We start from the raw sequence: 23,450 nt of genomic DNA on the forward strand, positions 1-23,450 counted from the left end.
TACACGTAACCTAACTCGCGGAAATGCCAAGCATTCACCGCAAGGTGCATCGAATGGATTTGCAGCGTCCTGATAAGACTATTCGCCGGGGGCACTTTGGCCCGTCCAAGGCGTTTCACGCTACAAGGTCTCTATGTAGCTCGACGTTTGCGATTCGCAAGTGTGATTCGGCACAGGTCAATCAAAAACAGGCAAAAAAATGCATATTCCAAGACCTTAGCCATCAAAAAGAGGTTTATTAGCCGACTGCAACATCTCCGGACGGCTGGTCATTGGAAATCAGAGGCACAGCAGCTGGAGGCGAAATACGGATTTTCTTCGCGCGCTCGGCAAGCTCAGCTTCTTCCCGCGCGCATTCTTCACGCCTCCGCTTCAGGTCCTGAGTCAAAGCCTGCACACGCGCCCAGGTCGTTTCATCCAACTCTGTCTCGATAGCCTGCATTTCCATGTCCAGCTCATTTTCAAGGGCCGTCAATTCCAGGACGTCCAGAAAATGAATGAAAACCGCCTCGATAAAGTCTTCGGGAGGACTGTTTCGCAAAAGTGGAAACCGCTGAACGAGAGCTGAAAATCCGTCAGACTTTTCCCGTGGTTCGCCCGGAAGTGCCGTTTCCTCAATAACTTCAGACAAAAGCTTGTGCAAAGGCTCATCAAATGAGCGGACCAATACGGATGCCGGAGTGTCATCAAGGTTGTCTGCAAGACGGCAGAGCGCATCTCGGAACCGCCTGTGCAAGTCTTCCGAAAACCAAGTGCTGGAAATGCGTTCCAGATGGCGATCAAGCAACAGCGGGTAGCGGACACAAAGCCCGCACACCAGGCGTTCGATGCCAAACATCGGACTATCCGGCGCAGAAATGCGCGCAGGCCGACCAACCGGCTGCTCTTCATGCTGGTCTCGGCCCTTGCCCGTACCCCTGCCTTTTTGTGAAAAGGAATTGCCCTGACTGCCGCTTTTTCGACCGCCCTGCCGCGCTTGCTGGAAGAATAAATTCGACAGTTTGAACTTGAGATCGAGTTGATAGCGCCGCTTGACACGATCATCCCGAATTGACTCGACCAGATCTTCAAACCGTTTTTCCAGAGCAGCCTTGCGCTCTGGCGTATCGATCCGGGCCGCATTGATTTCACGATCCCAAACCACATCGGACAGCGGCTGCGCACCCGCGATTTCAGCCTCGAAGCCGACAAGGCCCCTTTGCTTGATCAGATCGTCCGGATCCATTCCGTCTGGCAAAAAGCAGAACTGAAAGGAATAACCGCTTTTCAAAACCGGGAAAATCCGGTCAATCGCGCGATGCGCTGCTGACGCTCCAGCGGCATCACCATCGAAACAAACAACCGGCTCGGCGGCAAATTTCCAAAGGCGAACCACCTGGTCTTCCGTGAAGGCCGTCCCAAGGGTCGCAACAACATGGCGAACATCCGCCTGCCATAAGGCAATCGCATCAAGATAGCCTTCAACAGCGATAGCCTGACCTGATTTGAAAGCAGGTTCGCGAGCCCGATGAGCATTGAACAGCATCGCGCCTTTGTGAAAAAGCGGCGTTTCCGGTGAATTAAGATATTTGGGCTGACCTTCCGGGTTCAAGGTTCTGCCACCAAAGGCCACCACCCGGCCTCGATCATCCTGGATCGGGATCATCAAACGCCCGCGAAAGCGGTCATAAGAGGGCCGCCCGTCCTCAGGCTTGATGAGCAATCCCGCTTCGATCATCATATCTTCGCTGATATTTTTCTCAGTCAGATATTTCTTCAAAGCATCACGGCTTTCGGGGGCAAATCCGAAACGGAATTCGGCAAGTGTCTCGGGCAGCAGGTCGCGCTTTTTCGTATAGGCCCGCGCCTGCACACCTCTGGGACCAGCGTATTCTCCCTGAAAGAACCTGGCCGCCATCTCGCAGACATCTGCAAGGCTGGCCCGCTTCTGCTCTCTGCGGGCAGCTTGAGGATCAGGTGCTGGCAAGGCGACACCTGCTTGTTCAGCAAGCCGCTCGACAGCCTCAGGAAAACTCAGCCCCTCAGTCTCGGTCACAAACCGGAAATGATCGCCTGACGCCCCACAGCCAAAACACTTGTAACGATTACGGCGGTCATCGACGTGAAAACTTGGACTTTTCTCCTGGTGAAATGGACAGCATGCCCAGTAATCCCCCTTGCCGGGCTGGGTTTTTCGTCTGTCCCAGCTCACGCGTCGCCCAACCAGGTCGGACAACGTCAAGCGGGCTCTTATTTCATCCAGAAGATGGTTGTCGAAACGCATTTAATTCGCCGGACTGCCCAAAGACGGGGCAAGTTTTTATATAAGGGAGTTCAGAAAGGACCTTATTCCAGTCCCATAGCTGAGCCGATGGCCTATATGCCATCTAAGATGCCAGAATAGCAAAGAAGGAATAGGAGGGGAACGCCAAGCGGCTTCAAACCGCACAACAGATCGCAGAGCTAAAAACTGCTCAGTCCTTGGTCTCTGTTCGCAGAAGATCCTTCACCACACAGGACGCCTGAACAAAGTCCATTTTCCCTGGATAGCGAGACTTCAGTTCAGACATGCAACGCCCAATATCGCGCAAACCCTGAGCATTGATTTCCCGAACGGTTTCCTCGCATAGAGCCTTCATGTCATCGCCGTTGATTTGAACGGGAAGGAACTCACGAATGATCAAACTTTCGACGCGCTCCTGCTCGGCAAGGTCAATTTGTCCGGCCTCTTCGAATTCACGAATGGACACGTTTCTCTGCCGCACCATTTTTCGAAGGATATCCAGAATTTCTTCGTCAACCACCCCGTCACGGCCGTTTTCACGCGCAGCGGTATCACGATCATTGATCGCAGCCTGGACCAACCGCAGCGTCGCCTGACGACGCTTGTCTCCGGAGGCTTTCGCCTCCTTGAGCGCAGTAACAATCTTATCGCGCATGTTTAAACCCCGACCCGGAACAATCGACGGACATTAATCCGCATTCATAAAGCCCGCAACCCATATACGACCAAGCCTTTGAATAGTAAGGACTTATTTTAACATCATGATTATTGACGATTAAGCCCGCATCCCATAGAGTCCCGACCTTAATGCAGGTGGCTTATGCTGGGCTCAGAATCACGATCCCGCTCGCCTTACTGCAGCGCATGATGTCACCAACAACACCTGGAAACAAGACATGACGACTGCAGACGCATGGTCGCTGAAACCCGCGACCGCCCTTCTCGTACTTGCCGACGGCAGTGTTATTGAAGGCGAAGGGCTCGGAGCCACCGGCGCAGCTGTTGGAGAAGTCTGTTTTAACACCGCGATTACCGGGTATCAGGAAATCCTGACCGACCCGTCTTACGCTGGGCAGATCATTACCTTCACATTCCCGCACATCGGTAATGTTGGCGCCAATGACGAAGATATTGAAACCGTGGACATGGCGTCCAAGACAGGCATCCGCGGCTGTGTCTTGAACGCGAGCGTCACAGACCCGGTAAACTACCGCTCCTCCGGTCACCTTGATCAGTGGCTGAAAGAACGCCAGCTTATTGGCATTTCTGGCGTCGACACACGTGCTCTGACAGCCCTCATTCGTGAAAAAGGCATGCCCCACGGCGTTATTGCCCACTCTCCGGATGGTAAATTTGATATTCCGGCCTTGAAAAAAATGGCCGCGGAATGGCCTGGCCTTGAAGGCATGGACCTTGCCAAGGACGTGACAGCCGCCAAAGCCCATGACTGGTCTGAAACAATCTGGGAATGGAACAAGGGTTACGGCGCATCTGATACGGCTAAATTCAACGTCGTCGCCCTGGATTTCGGCGTAAAGCGTAACATTTTGCGCCTTCTGACGGATGCTGGCTGCAATGTCACCGTGCTCCCCGCCACCTCATCAGCCGAGGAAATCCTGTCGCACAATCCAGACGGTGTTTTTCTGTCGAATGGCCCCGGAGATCCGGCAGCAACGGGTGAATATGCAACAAAAGCCATCAAGGCAATTGTTGACAAAGGTATTCCGACATTCGGCATTTGCCTCGGCCACCAGATGCTGGCACTTGCACTAGGTGGAACCACCGTGAAGATGCATCAGGGCCACCACGGTGCAAACCACCCGGTTCATGATCATACGACCGGCAAGGTCGAGATCACATCGATGAACCATGGCTTTGCAGTCGATTCAGCCAGCCTGCCAGATTCAGTGGAAGAAACACATGTCTCACTGTTCGATGGGTCCAATTGCGGATTGAAGCTCAAGGGAAAACCGGTCTTCTCAGTCCAGTATCACCCTGAAGCCTCCCCTGGCCCGCGCGACAGCCATTACCTGTTCCAGCGGTTCACAGACTACATGCAGGAAGCAAAGTCGGCCTAGGGTGCAGACCCATAAAATGGCATGCACTGGTCGATCTGGAGCAGGTTGAATGCGAGACCAAAAAACGATCGAAACCTGGATGGTTTTCGAGTTTTTGCAACACTGCAGACGGCGTGTTCCAAATCGATCCGAAGGACTATGAACCTTCTGCGGATGGCGGGTTTAACGCCATTGGATCCAATTTTATGAGTCCAAACCCTAACTCTCAGGTCTTTTGTTGAGACAACCAAACCTAATAAAACTGCAGACTGATCCAAAATTAAAGCGCAAAAAAGCCCGGTTCCAGTGAGCCGGGCTTATTTATTTTCTGAGTGATTTTGCACCGCACGCGGCAAGCTCACATGACAGTCACCTTGCAAGCGAATGCGCACTCCCCAAGAGTGATCAGCCTACAGACATCAATGCACCTAGAGCACCCAGGACGTCTTCGACCTCGGCAACCTGCTCATCAAGCATTACCTTTTGCTCGCTCAAAATCTGCTGCTGGCCCGCACAGATCGTTTGCAACTCGCCGAGCTGCTCAGATCTAGGAACATCACTTTCCACCAATTTGATGACACGTCGGATCTCCGCAAGGGTCAGACCAATTTTCTTGGCCTGCAAGATCACGCGCATGCGCCCCACGTCACGAGCTCCATAGAAGCGACGCGCGCCTCTGCGAACTGGATTCAGGAGGCCTTTTTCCTCGTAAAAACGAAGTGTCCGAAGCGTTACATTGAAAAGTTCTGACATTTCGGAAATTGCCAGCACTTTTCCTTCTTCATTAACATTGTCAATAGGCCCCGCGATATCAGGTACGACGACCATTTTTGTAGCTACACTGTTCATTTTTGTTGCCCGATATTGTTTTTGTTTTGCGCTTACCGACCCACAACAAACTTTTGAACATCACAGCCCACCTCCGCTTTGCCCAAACCCCAAACAGCCTGCAGTGATAAACTCGTTCTCACGCGAATTTAATTATGACACTAAAAAATCGCAAAATGGTACTCAATTAACGCCTATTTTTGTGCTTTCCGTTCGCTTTATTGATTTACCAACATCATAAATCAATATTCGATGGGCATAAAAAATTTTAATTTATAAATTATAGCAAATCAAAAAAATGAACTCATAGGAAGACGTCAAGTAATACTAAATTATATTTATTATCGATAATCTCATGGAAAGTTATACAATATAGATCTTCTTAAATATTAATTATAGATAATTCAACAGCATAGTGAAGTTAATGTAGATTACTGTTGTCAGGATTTATTATTTACTAGAAAATTTCGAAAAATTGTCAAAAATACCAATGCTAAGATTGATTTCGTCTCTTGAGGGAGCAAATGTCAACACGCAGCAACGCAAAATCGCTCGAACAACTTAGGGCTCGGATTGATAACGCTGGGTCCAAAGGCGGCAGAACTGCAAAGTATGGGTCCGCAACCTAATTGCACCGCGATGGTTATCTCACAGAGATGAAGGGCAGCTACGTAAATTGGTGCGACTGTAAAAACGGTAAAAACCCAAAATGGATTTCAGAATCAAAAGCTGAGTGAGACCAAAAAGCCCAGCGTCCCAGTCAGGGGCATCCAACAACCAAATGGACAAGGGCATATATTGTCATTTTATGCATACTCGGATGACTTCAAAATCCACCTACTCGCACACAGTGCACATGAAGATTGACAATCAGCTCGGTTCCCGATTTCTCTGACGATGACACGGGGTCCGAAGATTAAGATTGCGGGGCTCTCAATTGGCGCATTTTGCTGATGGCAAGGAATGCAGAAAGCAATACCGCCGAAAGACCGGATAAAACGCACCAGCACGATGACAGACCGACATACTAATGACAGCAGACCTGTAATGACACCCGAGCAATTCCGCGATTGGCGTCGATCCCTTGGACTGAAGCAGAAGGACGCAGCCGATCAGCTTGGCTTGAAAAAGCGCATGATTCAGTACTACGAAAAAGGCAAGCGCGACGGTCGCCCGGTTGAAATCCCGAAGTCCATTCGCCTCGCCTGTTATGCTCTTTCGTCAGGAATCGATGACTTCGACGGCAAGACAGCCCTCCCGGACACTCAAGGCGAAACAACCTCTTGAAGCCCAAAATGCGTATTTTCGGACTTGATGCCCACAACTCAGACTGAAACACGCAAATAAGCTGCTCAGCGGGGTTCCTTATTGGCAACCTTTTGCCTATAACACGCGCTCAGCTGACATTGACATTCATCATGGAACGAGCCAACCCGACAGGTGCGACCTGAACGGCAATGGCCGCTGCGAGCTCCGATGCCAAAACGTACCGACATCTCCTCCATTCTCATCATTGGCGCAGGCCCGATTGTAATCGGTCAGGCATGCGAATTTGACTACTCTGGAACGCAAGCCTGCAAGGCGCTGCGAGAAGAGGGCTTTCGCATCATCTTGGTGAATTCGAATCCTGCGACGATCATGACGGATCCGGATCTGGCCGATGCCACTTACATCGAGCCGATCACGCCAGAGATCGTTGCCAAGATCATCGAAAAGGAACGCCCGGACGCTCTTCTGCCCACAATGGGTGGCCAGACTGCATTGAACTGCGCTCTGGACCTTGAAGAAATGGGCATCCTCGAAAAATTCGGTGTCGAGATGATCGGCGCACGAGCCGAAGTCATTGAAAAAGCCGAAGACAGGGAAAAATTTCGGGCGGCGATGGATGCCATCGGCCTGGAAAACCCGCGCGCATGTATTGCCTCCTCACCTGCGATCCGGAACGAAGAGGGCAAGATCAAGGGCTATGACCGGGCAACCGGCTTCATGGAAGCCATGAAGGCTCTGGAAGAAATCGGCCTGCCAGCAATCATACGCCCCGCCTTCACCATGGGTGGAACGGGCGGCGGCGTTGCCTACAACCGTGAAGAGTTCGAGACCATCGCTCGCTCAGGCTTGGACGCTTCTCCAAACGGCCAGATTCTGATCGATGAAAGCCTGATTGGCTGGAAAGAATACGAGATGGAAGTCGTCCGCGACACAGCGGACAACTGCATCATCATCTGCTCCATCGAAAATGTAGACCCTATGGGGGTCCACACCGGTGATTCCATAACTGTCGCGCCAGCACTGACGCTGACCGACAAGGAATACCAGATCATGCGGGACGCCTCGATTGCGGTCTTGCGTGAGATCGGCGTCGAAACTGGCGGCTCCAACGTTCAGTTTGCCGTCAACCCAGCAGATGGCCGTCTGGTCGTCATCGAAATGAACCCACGCGTGTCGCGGTCTTCGGCCCTCGCTTCCAAGGCAACGGGCTTTCCAATCGCAAAGATCGCCGCGAAACTTGCCGTCGGTTACACCCTCGATGAGCTGGAGAACGACATCACCGGCGGAGCAACTCCCGCATCGTTCGAACCGTCTATCGACTATGTTGTGACAAAGATTCCGCGCTTTGCCTTCGAAAAGTTCCCGGGCTCTGAGCCAACCCTGACCACCGCCATGAAATCTGTCGGCGAAGTCATGGCCATTGGCCGGAACTTCGCAGAGAGCTTTCAAAAAGCCCTGCGCGGCCTGGAAACCGGGCTCAACGGTCTTGATGAAACGGAAATTCCGGGCCTTGGACAGGGCGATGACACCAATTCCATCCGCTCTGCTATTGCAACGCCGACCCCTACCCGCATTTTGCATGTGGCACAGGCCATGCGCCTTGGCATGAGCTTGGAGGACATCCACAGCGCAAGCGGCATCAATGAATGGTTCCTCGAACAAATGCATGCCATCGTTGAAATGGAAGCAAAGGTTCGCGAACACGGTCTGCCTGACAATGCTCCAATGCTGCGTAAGCTGAAATCCATGGGTTTTTCAGACGCGCGCCTGGCCAGCCTTGCCGAGTTGAATGAGAAAGATATCGCCAAGCTTCGTGGCGACCTGGATGTCCATCCCGTTTACAAGCGGATCGACACCTGCGCGGCAGAGTTCGCTTCTCCTACGGCCTATATGTACTCCACCTATGAAGCCCCCTTCATGGGCGCTCTTGTTTGCGAATCCAAACCGACAGATCGCAAAAAGGTGGTCATTCTTGGTGGCGGGCCGAACCGGATCGGCCAGGGTATTGAATTCGATTATTGTTGCTGCCATGCGGCCTTCGCCTTGAAGGAAGCGGGCTATGAAACCATCATGGTCAATTGTAATCCCGAAACCGTATCAACGGATTACGACACATCTGATCGGCTTTATTTCGAACCTCTGACAGCTGAAGACGTGCTTGAAGTTATTCGCAAGGAACAGGAAAACGGCACCCTTCATGGCGTCATTGTCCAGTTCGGTGGACAGACGCCTTTGAAACTCGCGCAATTCCTGGTCCAGGCCGGTGTGCCGATCCTTGGCACATCTCCTGACATGATCGATCTTGCAGAAGATCGCGACCGCTTCCAGAAGCTGCTGGTCAAGCTTGACCTCAAGCAACCGGAAAACGGCATAGCCTACTCTGTTGAACAGGGCCGTCTGATTGCCAGTAATCTGGGTCTGCCTCTCGTTGTCCGCCCGTCCTACGTTCTGGGCGGTAGAGCCATGCAGATCATCCGGAGTGAGGAAGCCCTCAATTCCTACCTGCTGGGCACGCTTCCAGAACTTGTGCCTGCTGAAGTGCGGGCAAAGTACCCGAATGACAAGACAGGCCAGATCAACACAGTTCTCGGGACGAACCCACTGCTGTTTGACCGTTACATTGAGGGCGCCATCGAAGTTGATGTCGATGCCCTATGCGACGGGAAAGACGTTTTCGTCTGCGCCATCATGGAGCATATTGAAGAAGCTGGCATTCATTCTGGAGACAGTGCCTGTTCCCTGCCACCATTCTCTTTGTCTGCAGAATTGATCGCAGAACTGAAGCGCCAAACAGAAGCCATGGCACTTGCCCTGGAAGTCGGTGGCCTCATGAACGTTCAGTATGCGATCAAGGACGACGAAATCTACGTTCTTGAAGTCAACCCGCGTGCATCCCGGACAGTTCCGTTTGTTGCCAAGACCATTGGTGATCCGGTTGCGAAGATCGCCAGCCGCATCATGGCCGGTGAAAGTCTTGCCTCATTCGGCTTGAAAGAGAAGAAACTGCAGCACGTTGCCGTCAAAGAAGCCGTTTTCCCGTTTGCCCGTTTCCCTGGCGTCGACACGATTTTGGGACCGGAAATGCGCTCAACAGGCGAAGTCATGGGACTGGACACGGCTTTTTCCACTGCTTTCGCCAAATCGCAAATTGGATGTGGAACCGGCGTGCCAGAACAAGGCACGGTCTTCGTTTCCATGCGAGACACTGACAAGAGTGGCGTGCTCGAAGCGGTCCGGTCCCTGGAAAGCGCAGGCTTCAAGATCATCGCGACGACAGGAACTCAAAAGTACCTTGAGGAACAAGGCGTTACCTGCTCAAAAATCAACAAGGTGCTCGAAGGTCGTCCGCATATTGTTGACGTCATCAAAAATGGTGAGGTGCAGCTGGTCTTCAACACGACTGAAGGGGCTCAGGCATTGTCTGACAGCCGTTCAATGCGCAGGGCAGCCCTGTTGAACAAAGTTCCTTATTACACCACGCTTTCCGGCTCTGTAGCCGCCGCAAAGGGCATTATCGCTTACAAAACGGACAGCCTTGAAGTCAGGCCTTTGCAATCCTACTTCGGCTAAGGCTAGTATGAGACAGCACCGACCGGGAAAGATATCTTTCCCGGTCGGGTTATTTTTGTGACGGGTGGTCCTCAGAAGGGGGACCTAAAAAGCTGAAGGTCTGTGACAAATGGAAAAAGTTCCGATGACCTCCGCCGGACATGTGGCGCTTCAGGTTGAACTGAAGGAACGCACGTCAGGTGAGCGGCCACGAATTGTAGAAGCGATTTCAGAAGCGCGCGCTCATGGTGACCTTTCGGAAAATGCCGAATATCACGCTGCCAAGGAAGCGCAGAGCCACAACGAAGGCCGTATCGCTGAACTGGAAGATAAACTTTCTCGCGCCGAAGTGATCGACGTAACCAAACTCTCTGGAGACGTGATCAAATTTGGCGCAACGGTCTCGCTCATCGATGAGGACACCGAAGAAAAAAAGCAATACATGATCGTCGGCGATGTCGAATCCGACGTAAAGCAGAACAAGATTTCAATTTCGTCCCCAATTGCGCGCGCCCTTATAGGCAAGAGCACGGGCGACAGTGTTGAAGTTACCGCCCCCGGCGGCGCACGTGCCTATGAAATTACCGACGTCAAGTTCGTCTGATAAACGGCTGTTCCCCTATCCGGTTTGACGCAACGAAAGTTCAAGCTAGAGTGCTTGAATGATTGCGGCACAACCGGGGAGGGCGAGGGGATGGACATCGCGACTACAATTAGCCTGATTATGATCGCCATTGCGGTACCACTTTGGGCGTATCGCACAATTTGCTTCTATCGCCTCAATTACCGCGCCAAGTCCATATTACGCCGCCTGATCGCACGCCATGAAAGTGTCACGCTGTTTGGAACAAGAGTCTTCGGTTTTCTTGTTGTCCTTTCAGGGGTGATTTTCAGTTTTCTTTACGCGCTAGCCTATTTGAAGACCGGCCGACTTCACTTTCATACGTTCAAAGATATCTTTCCAAGACGCATCTATTCCGGAATCAACAATATAGATTCTCATATCGATGCTCTGCTGTATGATCAGATCATGCCAATCATGGTCCTCGTGACAGCTTTCATGTTATCTTTCAGCTTCACGGTGCTGATGACCGCGTTGCGAGACATCCAAATGATCCGGCGTCTGCAACGAAGAATTTCTAAATTAAATGAACAAATGCCGGTTTCATCAAGCTAGGGTTCGGAGCCTATCATTTCTAGATACTACCGCCGAAAGCCTGAGGACCGGATCTAAATGGCCCTGCCACAAGGCCGAGGGCAGTTTAAAGCATGTCAGCGGGCTCGAGAACCTTCGCACTAAGAAATGTCGATAGGAACAACCGGATCGTCTTTGGTCCGACGGATCGTCAAGGCCGTACGAACACTTTCCACATTCGGTGCAGCGGTCAGCTCACGTATGATGAAATTCTGGAACGTCTGCAGATCCGGGGTGACGCACTTCAGTAGAAAATCAACTTCACCTGACAGCATGTAGCTCTCACGAACGATCGACCAGCCTTTGACCGTTTCCTCAAATGCGATCAGATCTGCCTCGGTCTGGCTGTGCAAACCAACCATGGCGAATGCAGTCACATCATAACCAAGCTGCTTTTCATCCAGCAGAGTCCTGTATCCACGAATCAAACCCGCTTCTTCCAGAGCCCTGACACGACGCAGGCACGGCGGCGCAGATATCCCAACCCGACGTGCCAACTCAACGTTGGTCATCCGGCCGTCTTCCTGCAGTTCCTTCAAAATGTGCCAATCAATGGTGTCAAGCCGCGCTTTCAATACAATCTCCTTCACTCGCCACAACCTTGTTCATTCCACAGGGATCATGGTGATCGGATCATATGACCCGGATATCTCTGAGAATCTGAAAACGCCCGAGAGACATATTATGTTACGCCGAAGTATGATTTTTTGCGCGCTCGTGCAAGACTATAACAAATTTGCGCATGAATCGAAAAGATAACAATAGGGACCCGGCATCCGGGCAAAGTGATTTGACGGCCCAACTCGAGAGCTGCTGGGTTTTGACCGACGGAAAGGCAGGCGACCAGGCCCAGTGCATTGGCGTTGCCGAAGCCATCAACATCCCCTTTCAGATTCGGACCGTCCAACCTGGCCCCCTCTTTGCCTGGGCCATGCCATACGGCCCGATTGATCCCAGAGAGCGTCCTTCAGCCGCCCAAAGCCCACTGTCCCCCCCTTATCCAGACCTGGCAATTGGTTCAGGCCGTCGCGCAATCCCTTATTTGCGTCATGTAAAAAAGGCCAGCGGCGGTCGCACCTTCACAGTCTGCCTGAAGGACCCGCGCACAGGCACAGGCGCTGCCGACCTGATCTGGGTTCCACAGCATGACCCTTTGCGTGGACCTAACGTCCTAACCTCTCCCACGGCTCCCCATCGTTTCTCGCAAGAATTGCTGGCCAGCCTTAAAGCCAAGCCCTATCCGGACATTGACCGGCTTTCAGAACCGCGCATCGCCGTCCTCGTCGGCGGGGACAGCAGACATCACACATTTACAGACGCTGACAGCACACGGTTCCAGGAGGCGCTTGAGGCTCTGGCCAACGGATCTGATGCTCACCTTATGATCACCACCTCGCGCCGCAGCCCGAAGCGTTTATCAGAAACCCTCGCGGAGTTTGCTGCAGCAAACGGCCATTACTTTTGGAACGGAACGGGCGAAAATCCTCTCGCTCCCATGCTCGCCAAAGCTGATGCCATTGTGGTCACAGCTGATTCCACCAACATGATCGGAGAGGCCGCCAGCACGGGAAAGCCAATCCATGTTTTCCATCCAACCGGTGGTCACGCAAAAATTGACCGCTTTCTGGGGACGTTGAACCAACTTGGGGTTATTCACCCCTTCCCCGGACCGCTGAAAACCACTACCTACGAGCCACAAGATCCGACGCCCATGATCGCCTATGCCATTCGCAAGGCAATGATTGATCATCAGGGCGCAACACGGACAACGACACGATAGAACTGAAGGCACAGCGCAGATGACCACAGAGCACACCAAGCTTCTCATAATCGGTTCAGGCCCGGCGGGTTACACCGCTGCCGTTTACGCAGCACGTGCGATGATGGAACCAACATTGCTGGCCGGTATTCAGCCAGGTGGTCAGCTTACAATAACCACCGACGTCGAAAACTACCCTGGCTTTGCTGACCCAATCCAGGGTCCATGGCTGATGGAGCAAATGCAGAAGCAAGCCGAGAACGTCGGCACCAAGGTCGTCTATGACACGGTCACCAAGGCCGATCTTTCTGAACGCCCGTTTCGGATCGAAACGGACAGCGGCACGATTTATATCGCTGAGGCTGTCGTGATCTGCACAGGGGCACAGGCCCGCTGGCTTGGCCTGCCTTCCGAACAAGACTTCATGGGCGCTGGTGTCTCCGCATGTGCGACCTGCGATGGCTTTTTCTATCGCAACAAGGAAGTTGCAGTGGTTGGCGGCGGCAACACCGCCGTTGAAGAAGCCCTCTATCTGGCAAACCTCGCCTCTAAAGTGACACTGATTCACCGCCGTGACAGCCTGCGTGCAGAGCGCATCCTGCAAGAACGCCTGTTTAAGCATCCAAAGATCGAAGTGATCTGGGATCACTCTCTCGAAGAGATTTTGGGCGGAGGAATACCTAAAGGCGTGACGGGCCTTCGATTGAAGAATACCAACACCGCAGATACACAAGAAATCTCCGTAGATGGTGTTTTCATTGCGATTGGTCACGCACCGTCCGTAGATCTGTTTCGCGGACAACTTGAACTCAAAACGGGCGATTATCTCGTCACAGAGCCAGATTCCACCAAGACATCAATTCCCGGCGTCTTTGCAGCAGGCGATGTGACTGACGATATTTACCGTCAGGCTGTAACAGCCGCGGGCATGGGATGTATGGCAGCGCTTGAAGCAGAGCGCTTTCTGGCCGAGCATGAACAGGCAGAATCGGCAGCAGCAGAATAAGCATCAAGCTTGACTGCGGCGCGGCATGGAGAACGCGACATGGACTGGGACAAACTGCGCATTTTTCACGCTGCGGCACAGGCAGGAAGCTTCACCCACGCTGGTGATGCCTTGAACATGAGCCAGTCGGCTGTCAGCCGACAGGTTAGCTCTCTGGAGCACGAAATCGGCGTCCCCCTGTTTCACAGACACGCCCGGGGCTTGTTACTGACCGAACAGGGGGAATTGCTGTTCCGAACGGCCCGAGACGTTCTGATGAAGCTTGAAGCTGTTCAGGGGCGGCTTACGGACAGCAAGGAAAAACCATCTGGCGTGCTCAAGGTGACAACCACTGTTGGGCTTGGCTCTACATGGCTCACCTCCCGGATCGTTGATTTCATTGATCTGTATCCGGATGTCGAGCTCCAGCTCATCTTCGATGATGATGAACTGGATCTGAGCATGCGTGAGGCCGATGTTGCCATTCGCCTGCGTCAGCCGACCCAGCCAGACCTGATCCAGCGCAAATTGTTCACCGTGCATTTCCACGTCTTTGCGTCGCCACACTATCTTAAGCGTTTCGGCACGCCGACCTCTATTGAAGAAATCGACAACCACCGCATTGTGACTTTTGGCGAACCCGCACCAGCCTATCTTCGAGACATGAATTGGTTGGAAAAAGCAGGCCTCCCCGCTCTCGAACATCGCAAGTCCGTCTTGAAAGTGAACAACCTGGTTGCGATCAAGCGCGCAGTTCAGGCAGGGGTCGGAATTGCCATCCTGCCTGATTACATCATCGAGAAAGACACAAACCTGGTGCAGGTGCTCAGTGAGCTGGAAGACACCGTGCCGTCGTTCGACACCTATTTTGTCTATCCGTCAGAACTGAAGAACACAGCCCGTATTACAGCCTTCCGGGATTTCCTCGTGAGCAATGCTGAGCACTGGGCATTCTAGAAAATCACTGAGATATTGAATTTGCCCGCACAGCACAGGCGGGCAGGTTTTCGCCGAATTGAGATTAGAAGAACAGCTGGCAGTGCGGCATCGCAGCAATTTCAGCCACCTACGCGCGGAAATTTAAGCAGTTTCACAAAACGATTAGGCGCTAAAGATCATTCATACACTCTTAAACGTCCGGAATTTGAAGAGTAACCACTGTTTTTTAGACCTAGAAACCCCAGATTTCTGAGGTTTCGGTAAAATATGGACAAGCCATTAACTTTTTGCATAGCTGCCCTGCGGGGCTGCCTCTTGTTTCGGCAGCTATTGCACTGCATATAACCATTACTGTTGGTTCTCCGGCGTCGCACCTTCCTCCCAGTGACGTCGAAGCATCAGCTGTTCCCCTCTGGAAGGTGATTCCGCTGCTTTTTGCAGTGAATCAAACAAACTGCCGGATCCTCGGATCCGGCATTTTTTTTGCCTTGAGCGATGCCAATGACCGAACATTAAACTTTGTTCACCTAGACCTAAAAACATCATTCTGCACTGGCAAAACCAGATTGATCCCCCCACATTAAAAGTGCAGGTGAATAACCCGCACCCCTCCCCGACGGAGATGCGTTTCCCCCCAACGCATCTCAAAAAGGGCCGGACGTCGCATGACGCCGGCCCTTCTTTTTATGATCAGGTAGTCTGGGGGCCGGACGTCGCAAGACGCCAAACCTTCTTTTAATCATCAGCTTATTTTTTGGGGGCCACACGTAATAGCGCATCGCCCCTTTCTTTAATCCCAGTGTTTCAGCCCTCACATATAGAGTGCTTCGCCTTTAAGGTCCTTGTACAAGTCAGCGACCTGCTCGCCATATCCATTGAACATCAGCGTATTGCGCCGCTCGCTCGTGCCAAGCAACCGCTCACTCGCCTGGCTCCACCTTGGATGGGGAACCCCAGGGTTCACATTGGCCCAAAAGCCATATTCACTGGACTGGATAGCCTCCCACAGCCCCACAGGGCGCTCCTTGACGAAGGAAATACGCACAATCGACTTGATCGACTTGAATCCGTATTTCCATGGCAAAGCGAGACGGAGCGGCGCACCAAATTGTTTGGCAAGCGGCTTGCCATAAACACCCGTGACCATGAACGCCAGATCATTGGTCGCTTCTGCCAAGGTCAGCCCTTCAACATAGGGCCAAGGATACCAGCCTTGTTTCTGACCAGGGGCAATCTTGGGATCATTGAATGTCTCGAACCGAAGATATTTTGCATCTGAAGTAGGCCCAGCCAATTTCACCAGCTCTGACAATGGAAATCCGGACCAGGGCACAGCCATCGACCAAGCCTCAACACAGCGATGACGATAAAGTCGCTCTTCCAGAGGCATCTTTGCAAGCATATCGTCAATGTCGATTGTCTGCGGATTGTCGACCAACCCATCGACCACAACGGACCAAGGGCGGATCGGCAGGGCTTGCGCCGCTTTGGAAATCTGTTTGCTCGTTCCGAACTCGTAGAAATTATTATAGGTCGATGACGCCGATTCTGCTGTCACATCGCGATCAAGCGTGAAGGCCTTATTACGCTGAACAGGATATAGCCCAGCGCTCGGATCCTCTTCTGCAAGCGCCCTAGCTGGATTGGCAGCCATCGCGCCAAGACCCAAAACACCACCGGCCACACCAGCCATGAACGACCGGCGGTTCCAGAAGACATCTTCAGGCGTTGCTTCCCGTTCGGGTATTGCCCAAGCCTTTTTGTGAATGACATTCATAACATTGCTCCTTTGATTGCCAGAAAAGCTGAACGGCCCTTCAAGTGCAAATAACGCCCTGGTGACCATACCTGACCTCCAGAGGCAATATCATGGCAACCGCACACTCCGTCCCGCTTCAGGCCTTCAACTTAACGTCAAAGGCCTGCTGCAAAAGGGAGGTCGTTATGGGCCAGTGGCCTAGGCAGCCTGCCCTCCGGCCCGTTTCAGCGCGCTCTCGGCAACACGCCCATTTAATTCAGTCATATGGTCAAACGTGCTGCTGTAACTCGCAACTCCTGATGACGCGGATCGCAACTCGACTATCAAATCGCTAATTTCGGCCTGGGGGATCATAGCATCGACTCGATCCCAACCGGCCCAGTCTGGACGTGCATCAAAGCCAAGAATCTGGCCGCGTCGCCCGGAAACGATCCCGTTGATCCGGGCAGTCACCTCGCTGGGACAAACAACAGACACCTTGTGAACCGGCTCAAGCAAGACCGGGCCGCAATCCGCCAAGCCGTCTCTCACTGCCGCAATCCCGGCCATCTTGAAAGCCTGATCAGAACTGTCGACAGAATGAAAGGATCCATCCGTCAGACAGACCGAGATGTCGACCACGGGAAATCCCAATTGACCCCGCTGCAGCGCTTCCAAAACACCCTCGCGAACCGAAGAAATATACTGTTTGGGCACGACGCCTCCGGTAATCTTGTCTGTGAAGACAATGCCCTCTCCGCGCGGCAATGGCGCGATTTCGAGCACCACATCACCAAATTGCCCGTGCCCCCCGGACTGTTTCTTGTGACGGGCACGAACGCTCGTCCCGTGCCGGATTGTCTCCAAATACGGCACCTGTGGACCACCCACAACGATGGATAGCCCAAATTTGCCAGCCAGCCGCTCCTGCGCCACACGCAGGTGCATTTCCCCCTGTCCGCCCAACAGGGTTTCTCCGCTGTGTTGGCTTTGCAGCAATCTCAGGCCTGGGTCTTCCTCAGCGAGTTTGGCCAGGGCTGACGACAACCGCACCTCGTCCTGCCGCTTTGCCGCCCGCACCGAGATAGACAAAACCGGGTCTGGCAGCTCCTTATTCTGCCATGCGTGAGGTGAACCGCCAGGTGACTGCAATAGATCGCCCGTCCGGACACTCTCAAGACGCCCCAACCCAACAAGGTCGCCCGCCTCGGCAGGTGCACGCTTGATCGCCTGCTGTCCAAAAAGCGTAAAGGTTCCAGACACGCGTGTCTCATTTCCATCAGCAGAACGCAGACTGTCGCCGTCTCCCACTTTTCCACTCAGCAATCTTGCAATCGACAGTTTCCCGCCATGCAAAGTGTGCACTGTCTTCAAGACGCAAAGGGCAGTTGCTTCTCTGTCAGACACAATGTCCATGCGTTTGCATGTAGTGGATATGCTTGGCGCTTCATGCCGCAATGCCTTCAAGAGACGCCCAATCCCGTTGCCATGCTCTGCAGATCCGAAGAAGACCGGACAAATCAGACCGTCGTGCATCTCCTGGACAAGATCAGAGAAAATCAACTCAGGGTCCGGCGCGATATCCTCGAGCAGCTTTTCCATCAGAGTGTCATCGTGATCGGCCAGCGTTTCCAGCATGGTAAAGCGAGCTTCCAGCTCCCGGGTGCGGTCCACATCCGACATGTCAATGCGCGTACTTGCCTCGCGCTCGTGATAAACGTGAGCACGTTCAAGCGCCAAATCGATAAATCCGGTGGCCTGGCCATCTTCCCAAATCGGCAACTGCCGTAGCACAAGTGGCACCGAAGAAGCAGTCTGCAGGCTCTCCAGTACACTGCGGACGCCCCGGCTCCCCTTGTCTATCTTGTTCAAAAACAAAACCCGCGGGATGGCGCGGGCTTCAAGGTTTTTCAGGATCAATTGCAGGGCGGGTAGTTTGCGGTCATCGTCCTCCGCGACCACGATGGCCATGTCGACCCCGGGCAACACCCCCTCCATTTCCGACAGGAACTCAACCGAGCCAGGGCAATCAACAAAACAGTAGCGATCTCCCATAAAATCCGTTTCAGCGAAATTCGGCTCCACGCTCATGCCATGACTGCGTGCCTCCGGCCCGGAATCCCCGACCGTGTTGTTGTCAGCGGCGCTTCCCTGCCGAGCAATGGCACCTGTCCGGGCTAGAAAGGCTTCCAGCAAACTGGTCTTGCCACTGCCAAATGGCCCAACGAGTGCAATACACTTTGTTCCGGAAACACCGGCAGCTTGTCTGTCCGCGAGGTGTTTACTGCCTCCATTATCTTTGCTTGTCATCCATCATCTCCCGCATGTTGACTTGGCGCCATCATGAGACCGACCAGACGGGCGCGGCCCTTTAACGCCTCACCCGCCGATCATCTGTCCATAAGAACCGGAGAGCGGAACAATCATCGTCGCGCCGATTATCGGGCGAACGCAAGGAAATCTTATACGGCAGCGCAGCATGACCAGAGTTTCACGCAGGCTGACAAACTCATAAATAGGCTTCAGATGTCATTTGAGGTTCGAACCCCAGGAAATCCGCAATAAAAAGGGTCGGCACAAGGCCGACCCAAACAGAAAACCAAATGAAGGTTATTCAACAGCCGTAAGCGTCAGCTTGCTAACACCAAGCGTCAGATTGGTTCCGGTCTGACTGGCAAGGCTGAACGGGTTAAGCGCGATGGATTTATCCAAGCCGCCAATCAACGCATTGGCTGAAATTCCTGCACCAATGCCCGCACCTGCTGTGAGACCAGCATAATTACCGGCCAAAGCACCGGGATCCATGTCTGCGCTGGGAGCCAAAACACCCCAAACCAATGTGGCGTCGCTGGTCTTGCCGATATCAAGGCCATATTCCTTGATCGTCCCAGCATAGAATTGAACAGGCCCATCTCCAGCAGGCTTGTAGTTGCAAGCCAGCGTAGAGGTGGATCCGACAATGAAACTGCTCTCGCCTTCAATAGAACAGGTGAGTGTGCCAACGGTTACACCCGGACCTTTGTCCTCGGCGAGAGCTGGCGAAACCAGCAATGAACCGGAAATGGCAATAAGGGCAAGAGTTGCACGAGGGAACATATAAATCTCCTGAATGTGTTTGGCCGACTTTAATGCTCTGAAAGCAAAAGCCTCAGCTAAAACCAGTCGACCAGAAGCGATGAAACTCGCTTCAAGGATCAAGCATCACACCCAATATTGTCAAAATCACGAAGGCAATAAAAAAGGGCGGATTGCTCCGCCCTTTTCATCATTCAGTTTCGACAACGACTTAGCGCAGATTGCCGCAGAAGCGCTGGATACGCGTACACGCTTCTTCCAAGGCTTCGGTCGCTGTTGCGTAGGAAATGCGGAAGTTCGGACCAAGACCGAAGGCCGACCCTTGAACCACGGCGACTCCTTCAGTTTCCAGAAGCTCGGTTACAAAATCCTCATCCGTCTTGATAACGTTGCCAGATGGAGCGGTCTTGCCAATGGTACCTGCACAAGACGGAAACACGTAGAAAGCCCCTTCCGGATTCGGACAGGAAATTCCATTCGCCTGGTTGAGCATGGAAACCACAAGATCCCGGCGTCCCTTGAACACGTCATTGTTCTTCGGAATAAAGTCCTGAGTGCCATTGAGCGCTTCAACAGCAGCCCACTGCGCAATGGACGAAGGGTTTGATGTCGACTGTGACTGAACCTTTGCCATCGCCTTGATGAGTTCAACTGGACCGCCAGCATAGCCAATCCGCCAACCGGTCATCGCATAGGCCTTGGACACACCATTCACTGTAAGCGTGCGATCATATAGAGCTGGCTCTACCTGCGCAGGCGTCGTGAACTCAAAATTGTCATAGACAAGATGCTCATACATGTCATCCGTCATGATCCAAACATGCGGATGCTTGAGCAGGACGTCTGTGAGCCCTTTCAGTTCACTGCGGGTATAAGCTGCACCGGACGGGTTCGATGGAGAGTTGAAAATGACCCACTTGGTGCGCTCTGTGATCGCAGCATCCAGAGCCTCGGGTGTGATTTTGAAGGTGGATTTGTCCGCCTCTACAATCACCGGCTCGCCGCCTGCCAGAAGCACCATATCGGGATAGCTGACCCAATATGGCGTCGGGATAATAACTTCATCGCCCGGATTGATCGTGGCAACAAGGGCGTTGTACAGCACCTGTTTCCCTCCGGTGCCCACTGTGATCTGGTTTGCCTCATAAGACAGGCCATTTTCCCGGCTGAACTTGGCGCAGATCGCGGCCTTCAGCTCTGGAATACCGTCGACAGCGGTGTATTTTGTCTTACCTTCGGTAATCGCGGCAATCGCCGCAGCCTTGATGTTGTCCGGAGTATCAAAGTCCGGCTCACCGGCTCCAAGTCCAATAACATCGCGCCCGGCAGCCTTAAGCTCGCGAGCCTTGTTGGTAACAGCAATCGTAGCGGATGGTTTCACACGCGTCAGTGCATCAGCGATAAAGCCCATTGTGCCCTCCATGGCAAAGGCGAAAATTCAAGCGCGCGGACCGTAGTCCCGCAGGCAATGCTTCGCAAGTGCAACAGAAGATGAACTGGCAAAAAAGCTCAAAAAAGGGCTGCTCGACCGAATTGCAAGCAAAGCCTCTCAGGCTTGATCACGCCCTGCAATCAACACAGTGCAATTAAGGATTATCTTCTAGGAACGCGCTTCAAGCACCAGTTTAGGCACCTTGTCATCGGACAGGAAACTGGCTTTCAAGCGCTTCGTCTTCGATTTCCCGTTCAAACTATTCACGACAGTTGCCTGTGGCACTTCTATGCCCTTCTCTGCAGTTTGCAGGAGTGAGGTATAGCTCTTGGGATGCAATAAGGTATCTGTAATCGCATTTTGAGAGATGTGCTCAGAGGTCAAATGATAGGACTTCATCGCCGCTTTGTTAGCAGCAATAATCATGCGGTTTTGTGTATTCACAACCAGCATGGGTGAACTGCACATATCAAAAATGCGCGTGTAATCGAGGTCTCCGGTCGCCTTCCCGGCAGAAAACAGAACTCCGCCAAAAGTTCCTGAGATCAGGAAATACATCGCGTTGTAAATCAGCTCTGTCGTATCTCCCGATGCAAGCAGAAACTTGCCGCGTCCGGTGGCACTGGCCCGCCGTGTCAGGGCTTCAATCGTTAGGGACACAAGTGTCCGGCCAACCCGGTTCTGGATATGTGCGATGTTCCGGCCGAGTATGAGCTTTGCGTCCAATATTCCAAAGCTCTGCAAGAAGCCTTCGCTGGCGAAGCGGACATAACCAAAGTTATCGATCAAACATACGCTGCGGTTTGAGTTTGCGACAAAGTGCTGCAAGATTGGAGCAAGACCAAGAGCGATTTTCCCGGGATTTCCGGCCCCTTCCCCCATGGAGGGAAAACACACCACAATCACTTTGCCGTCTTCGAGTTCATGGCGATAAGCCATAATCGGAATGCCGGGAATGCGGTGGTCAACACCACCACCAACATCGTAAGGTCCAGACTTGCCATTTCGAATAGCGCCTTGGATCAAACGCAAGATCGTGGTCCTGTCCTCCTGGGTCAGGAGCCGCAACGCCTCTGCCGAGGGGGCCTCCTGCAGGTCAAGAACCTGGTTTTCGAAACTGCGCGACCCACTTTCGTGCCATACGATGACTTTACGAGCGATGTCAGCGAAAAAGAACTGCAGTCCGGAAAGGCTCAAAGCCGGAGCCTCAGCAACTGGCGCTGTCCCATCAGCTTTTTGTTCTTTGACTTCTGTCATTCTCTCCGCTGTCCGATCTTGAGCCAATTTAACATTCATTTACAGGAGCACCCATAGACGGCCAGATATCAAAATATGTGCCGACTATGATTTCCAAAAGCAAAAAAGTTATGAATTTCGCGTTTTCAATCTTCAATACACCAGGCCAGACTTGCCATGGGCGAACATGTTTCCACCGCCCAGCTCTGAAGCCAGCTCCTGTCAAAAGTGCGACAGCATTTCCAGCTTCCTGAGGGACAGTGACCTTGACCACTGCACGATGAGCCTAAACTGCATAAATCGCGTTAATTCATTAAAATCACATGTCAATTCATTCATCATTGTGGCAATGGGATGGCGGCAAAAAACCTCCCAAACGTAGAGTGCTCTCAGGTTACACCAACCGGAAGCCCTTACTTGGCTCCCGATCAATATGCCTGACACAATCTCGCCTTAAAATGGCACTGGAACAGCCAGAAAGCCGTCTTTGGCCTGACCCAATCCCAAGGCATTTTCTGCTCATCAACCGGGTTGATTGTTCGTCGTCAAGCGATCCGGTTGAAACAAAGTCCATGAAGCGAGAGCATTTTACATGACCAAGTTTCCAAGCACGCAGCCCACTTCCAGCGAACCGAGCCAATCGGAAGACCTGCAGCGCTTTGTGCCAGCTGGCCTTTTGACGTTGGCGTTAATCGCAACAGTCATCGGGATCGCCCATGGCATTGAACTGACGCTGCCTGCACTCTTTACCGCTTTGGCAGCTATGCTCATCACCACAACATATCTTGCTGCCCGGCTCATTCAAGGCCTGACAGCTGTTGAATCAGACATGATGACAACAGCTATTCCTGTTCAGCGGACAATGACTAAGTCATGATCAAGCGTATTCTTTCTTGGCTTAGCGCAAAAAACACACAGCAGGCCGAACCAGACCCCGTTTCTTGGCCTAAATCACGCGCCAAAGATACGTCGAACACACGTGCCTTGCTTGGTGCCATTGCACTTGGCCTCGTCTTCGCCTTCGCACTGACCATTGCAGCCTCCTGGGCGCCGAGTTCTTTCGCCAAGCACGGTCCCGACCACTCCCTGTCATCTCAACTGCACGGAAAGACTCACGTCTTTCGG

Annotated in this window: 18 protein-coding genes; 9 read left to right on the forward strand and 9 right to left on the reverse strand. The window is 52.8% G+C overall.

Annotation, left to right across the window (positions count from 1 at the left end; genetic code table 11):
* Positions 1-238 precede the first annotated feature (238 nt).
* A complete protein-coding gene (gene dnaG, locus V6575_RS00800) occupies positions 239-2,263 on the reverse strand; it encodes a DNA primase (RefSeq protein WP_340272082.1) in 2,025 nt (674 codons plus the stop codon).
* 190 nt (positions 2,264-2,453) lie between these two features.
* On the reverse strand, positions 2,454-2,918 hold the full coding sequence (locus V6575_RS00805) for a GatB/YqeY domain-containing protein (RefSeq protein ID WP_340272083.1): 465 nt from the start codon (positions 2,916-2,918) through the stop codon (positions 2,454-2,456).
* Between the two features lie 241 nt (positions 2,919-3,159).
* Between V6575_RS00805 and carA the strand changes: the two genes are divergently transcribed.
* Positions 3,160-4,341, forward strand: a complete 1,182-nt coding sequence (gene carA / locus V6575_RS00810) for a glutamine-hydrolyzing carbamoyl-phosphate synthase small subunit (RefSeq protein WP_340272084.1) — start codon at positions 3,160-3,162, stop codon at positions 4,339-4,341.
* 384 nt (positions 4,342-4,725) lie between these two features.
* On the opposite strand, the gene V6575_RS00815 is transcribed toward carA, so the two are convergent.
* Entirely contained in the window at positions 4,726-5,169 is a 444-nt protein-coding gene (locus V6575_RS00815) for a MerR family transcriptional regulator (protein ID WP_340272085.1), read from the reverse strand.
* A 1,026-nt stretch (positions 5,170-6,195) separates the two neighbouring features.
* Between V6575_RS00815 and V6575_RS00820 the strand changes: the two genes are divergently transcribed.
* From V6575_RS00820 to V6575_RS00835, 4 genes are all read left to right on the forward strand, one after another.
* Positions 6,196-6,435, forward strand: a complete 240-nt coding sequence (locus tag V6575_RS00820) for a helix-turn-helix domain-containing protein (RefSeq protein ID WP_340272086.1) — start codon at positions 6,196-6,198, stop codon at positions 6,433-6,435.
* A gap of 189 nt (positions 6,436-6,624) precedes the next feature.
* Positions 6,625-9,987 carry a carbamoyl-phosphate synthase large subunit gene (gene carB / locus V6575_RS00825; RefSeq protein ID WP_340272087.1) on the forward strand — a complete coding sequence of 1,121 codons (3,363 nt, stop codon included), beginning with the start codon at positions 6,625-6,627 and terminating at the stop codon, positions 9,985-9,987.
* A 109-nt stretch (positions 9,988-10,096) separates the two neighbouring features.
* Positions 10,097-10,570: a transcription elongation factor GreA gene (gene greA, locus V6575_RS00830; protein ID WP_340272089.1), complete on the forward strand. Its 474-nt coding sequence runs from the start codon at positions 10,097-10,099 to the stop codon at positions 10,568-10,570.
* A gap of 90 nt (positions 10,571-10,660) precedes the next feature.
* Positions 10,661-11,143, forward strand: coding sequence for a hypothetical protein (locus V6575_RS00835; protein ID WP_340272090.1), 483 nt, complete (start codon positions 10,661-10,663; stop codon positions 11,141-11,143).
* 119 nt (positions 11,144-11,262) lie between these two features.
* On the opposite strand, the gene V6575_RS00840 is transcribed toward V6575_RS00835, so the two are convergent.
* A complete protein-coding gene (locus V6575_RS00840; protein ID WP_340272091.1) occupies positions 11,263-11,736 on the reverse strand; it encodes an Lrp/AsnC family transcriptional regulator in 474 nt (157 codons plus the stop codon).
* 245 nt (positions 11,737-11,981) lie between these two features.
* On the opposite strand from V6575_RS00840, the gene V6575_RS00845 reads away from it, so the two are divergent.
* The 3 genes from V6575_RS00845 to V6575_RS00855 are packed head-to-tail and all read left to right on the forward strand — an operon-like array spanning position 11,982 to position 14,862.
* On the forward strand, positions 11,982-12,941 hold the full coding sequence (locus tag V6575_RS00845; protein ID WP_340272092.1) for a mitochondrial fission ELM1 family protein: 960 nt from the start codon (positions 11,982-11,984) through the stop codon (positions 12,939-12,941).
* A 19-nt stretch (positions 12,942-12,960) separates the two neighbouring features.
* A complete protein-coding gene (gene trxB / locus V6575_RS00850; protein WP_340272093.1) occupies positions 12,961-13,926 on the forward strand; it encodes a thioredoxin-disulfide reductase in 966 nt (321 codons plus the stop codon).
* Positions 13,927-13,965: 39 nt separating this feature from the next.
* Complete coding sequence (locus tag V6575_RS00855; protein WP_340272094.1) at positions 13,966-14,862, forward strand: LysR family transcriptional regulator; 897 nt, start codon at positions 13,966-13,968, stop codon at positions 14,860-14,862.
* A 793-nt stretch (positions 14,863-15,655) separates the two neighbouring features.
* Here the strand turns inward: V6575_RS00855 and msrP are convergent.
* From msrP to V6575_RS00880, 5 genes are all read right to left on the reverse strand, one after another.
* Positions 15,656-16,621, reverse strand: coding sequence for a protein-methionine-sulfoxide reductase catalytic subunit MsrP (msrP, locus tag V6575_RS00860; protein WP_340272095.1), 966 nt, complete (start codon positions 16,619-16,621; stop codon positions 15,656-15,658).
* Positions 16,622-16,801: 180 nt separating this feature from the next.
* Complete coding sequence (locus V6575_RS00865) at positions 16,802-18,892, reverse strand: elongation factor G (protein ID WP_340272096.1); 2,091 nt, start codon at positions 18,890-18,892, stop codon at positions 16,802-16,804.
* A 300-nt stretch (positions 18,893-19,192) separates the two neighbouring features.
* Positions 19,193-19,678, reverse strand: a complete 486-nt coding sequence (locus V6575_RS00870) for a DUF992 domain-containing protein (RefSeq protein ID WP_340272097.1) — start codon at positions 19,676-19,678, stop codon at positions 19,193-19,195.
* Between the two features lie 190 nt (positions 19,679-19,868).
* Positions 19,869-21,068 carry a pyridoxal phosphate-dependent aminotransferase gene (locus V6575_RS00875; protein WP_340272098.1) on the reverse strand — a complete coding sequence of 400 codons (1,200 nt, stop codon included), beginning with the start codon at positions 21,066-21,068 and terminating at the stop codon, positions 19,869-19,871.
* Between the two features lie 189 nt (positions 21,069-21,257).
* A complete protein-coding gene (locus V6575_RS00880) occupies positions 21,258-22,346 on the reverse strand; it encodes a hypothetical protein (RefSeq protein ID WP_340272099.1) in 1,089 nt (362 codons plus the stop codon).
* 571 nt (positions 22,347-22,917) lie between these two features.
* Between V6575_RS00880 and V6575_RS00885 the strand changes: the two genes are divergently transcribed.
* The gene (locus V6575_RS00885) at positions 22,918-23,202 is read left to right on the forward strand and encodes a hypothetical protein (protein WP_340272101.1); all 285 of its coding nucleotides are present in this window, start codon (positions 22,918-22,920) and stop codon (positions 23,200-23,202) included.
* Positions 23,203-23,450 lie beyond the last annotated feature (248 nt).

It is taken from the genome of Roseibium algae (assembly GCF_037783265.1).
Lineage (GTDB): Bacteria > Pseudomonadota > Alphaproteobacteria > Rhizobiales > Stappiaceae > Roseibium > Roseibium algae.

Excerpts from the sequence above, each read along its gene's own strand:
- dnaG (WP_340272082.1), bottom strand. The coding sequence starts at position 2,263 with ATGCGTTTCGACAACCATCTTCTGGATGAAATAAGAGCCCGCTTGACG.
- V6575_RS00805 (WP_340272083.1), bottom strand. The coding sequence starts at position 2,918 with ATGCGCGATAAGATTGTTACTGCGCTCAAGGAGGCGAAAGCCTCCGGA.
- carA (WP_340272084.1), top strand. The coding sequence starts at position 3,160 with ATGACGACTGCAGACGCATGGTCGCTGAAACCCGCGACCGCCCTTCTC.
- V6575_RS00815 (WP_340272085.1), bottom strand. The coding sequence starts at position 5,169 with ATGAACAGTGTAGCTACAAAAATGGTCGTCGTACCTGATATCGCGGGG.
- V6575_RS00820 (WP_340272086.1), top strand. The coding sequence starts at position 6,196 with ATGACACCCGAGCAATTCCGCGATTGGCGTCGATCCCTTGGACTGAAG.
- carB (WP_340272087.1), top strand. The coding sequence starts at position 6,625 with ATGCCAAAACGTACCGACATCTCCTCCATTCTCATCATTGGCGCAGGC.
- greA (WP_340272089.1), top strand. The coding sequence starts at position 10,097 with ATGGAAAAAGTTCCGATGACCTCCGCCGGACATGTGGCGCTTCAGGTT.
- V6575_RS00835 (WP_340272090.1), top strand. The coding sequence starts at position 10,661 with ATGGACATCGCGACTACAATTAGCCTGATTATGATCGCCATTGCGGTA.
- trxB (WP_340272093.1), top strand. The coding sequence starts at position 12,961 with ATGACCACAGAGCACACCAAGCTTCTCATAATCGGTTCAGGCCCGGCG.
- V6575_RS00855 (WP_340272094.1), top strand. The coding sequence starts at position 13,966 with ATGGACTGGGACAAACTGCGCATTTTTCACGCTGCGGCACAGGCAGGA.
- msrP (WP_340272095.1), bottom strand. The coding sequence starts at position 16,621 with ATGAATGTCATTCACAAAAAGGCTTGGGCAATACCCGAACGGGAAGCA.
- V6575_RS00865 (WP_340272096.1), bottom strand. The coding sequence starts at position 18,892 with ATGACAAGCAAAGATAATGGAGGCAGTAAACACCTCGCGGACAGACAA.
- V6575_RS00870 (WP_340272097.1), bottom strand. The coding sequence starts at position 19,678 with ATGTTCCCTCGTGCAACTCTTGCCCTTATTGCCATTTCCGGTTCATTG.
- V6575_RS00875 (WP_340272098.1), bottom strand. The coding sequence starts at position 21,068 with ATGGGCTTTATCGCTGATGCACTGACGCGTGTGAAACCATCCGCTACG.
- V6575_RS00880 (WP_340272099.1), bottom strand. The coding sequence starts at position 22,346 with ATGACAGAAGTCAAAGAACAAAAAGCTGATGGGACAGCGCCAGTTGCT.
- V6575_RS00885 (WP_340272101.1), top strand. The coding sequence starts at position 22,918 with ATGACCAAGTTTCCAAGCACGCAGCCCACTTCCAGCGAACCGAGCCAA.